1 protein-coding gene and 1 pseudogene are annotated in these 1,369 nt (G+C 55.0%); both read left to right on the top strand.

Annotated elements, in window-relative coordinates:
* Positions 1-658: 658 nt before the first annotated feature.
* Positions 659-961 (top strand): annotated as a pseudogene (locus tag ET526_RS21065) (IS4 family transposase); the annotation flags it as partial.
* A gap of 28 nt (positions 962-989) precedes the next feature.
* Positions 990-1,369, top strand: a 380-nt coding sequence (locus tag ET526_RS21060; RefSeq protein ID WP_153069973.1) for a phosphotransferase, incomplete at its 3' end; no start/stop codon positions are given.

Here is a 1,369-nt window from a genome sequence, read left to right as displayed (position 1 = left end):
GCCGCTCGAGCATGCATCTAGAGGGCCCAATTCGCCCTATAGTGAGTCGTATTACAATTCACTGGCCGTCGTTTTACAACGTCGTGACTGGGAAAACCCTGGCGTTACCCAACTTAATCGCCTTGCAGCACATCCCCCTTTCGCCAGCTGGCGTAATAGCGAAGAGGCCCGCACCGATCGCCCTTCCCAACAGTTGCGCAGCCTGAATGGCGAATGGACGCGCCCTGTAGCGGCGCATTAAGCGCGGCGGGTGTGGTGGTTACGCGCAGCGTGACCGCTACACTTGCCAGCGCCCTAGCGCCCGCTCCTTTCGCTTTCTTCCCTTCCTTTCTCGCCACGTTCGCCGGCTTTCCCCGTCAAGCTCTAAATCGGGGGCTCCCTTTAGGGTTCCGATTTAGTGCTTTACGGCACCTCGACCCCAAAAAACTTGATTAGGGTGATGGTTCACGTAGTGGGCCATCGCCCTGATAGACGGTTTTTCGCCCTTTGACGTTGGAGTCCACGTTCTTTAATAGTGGACTCTTGTTCCAAACTGGAACAACACTCAACCCTATCTCGGTCTATTCTTTTGATTTATAAGGGATTTTGCCGATTTCGGCCTATTGGTTAAAAAATGAGCTGATTTAACAAAAATTTAACGCGAATTTTAACAAAATTCAGGGCGCAAGGGCTGCTAAAGGAAGCGGAACACGTAGAAAGCCAGTCCGCAGAAACGGTGCTGACCCCGGATGAATGTCAGCTACTGGGCTATCTGGACAAGGGAAAACGCAAGCGCAAAGAGAAAGCAGGTAGCTTGCAGTGGGCTTACATGGCGATAGCTAGACTGGGCGGTTTTATGGACAGCAAGCGAACCGGAATTGCCAGCTGGGGCGCCCTCTGGTAAGGTTGGGAAGCCCTGCAAAGTAAACTGGATGGCTTTCTTGCCGCCAAGGATCTGATGGCGCAGGGGATCAAGATCTGATCAAGAGACAGGATGAGGATCGTTTCGCATGATTGAACAAGATGGATTGCACGCAGGTTCTCCGGCCGCTTGGGTGGAGAGGCTATTCGGCTATGACTGGGCACAACAGACAATCGGCTGCTCTGATGCCGCCGTGTTCCGGCTGTCAGCGCAGGGGCGCCCGGTTCTTTTTGTCAAGACCGACCTGTCCGGTGCCCTGAATGAACTGCAGGACGAGGCAGCGCGGCTATCGTGGCTGGCCACGACGGGCGTTCCTTGCGCAGCTGTGCTCGACGTTGTCACTGAAGCGGGAAGGGACTGGCTGCTATTGGGCGAAGTGCCGGGGCAGGATCTCCTGTCATCCCACCTTGCTCCTGCCGAGAAAGTATCCATCATGGCTGATGCAATGCGGCGGCTGCATACGCTTGA

Source organism: Crenalkalicoccus roseus (assembly GCF_004761865.1).
Lineage (GTDB): Bacteria > Pseudomonadota > Alphaproteobacteria > Acetobacterales > Acetobacteraceae > Crenalkalicoccus > Crenalkalicoccus roseus.
Note: the sequence above shows the minus strand (reverse complement) of the source record. Positions and strands in the feature narration are given on the sequence as shown.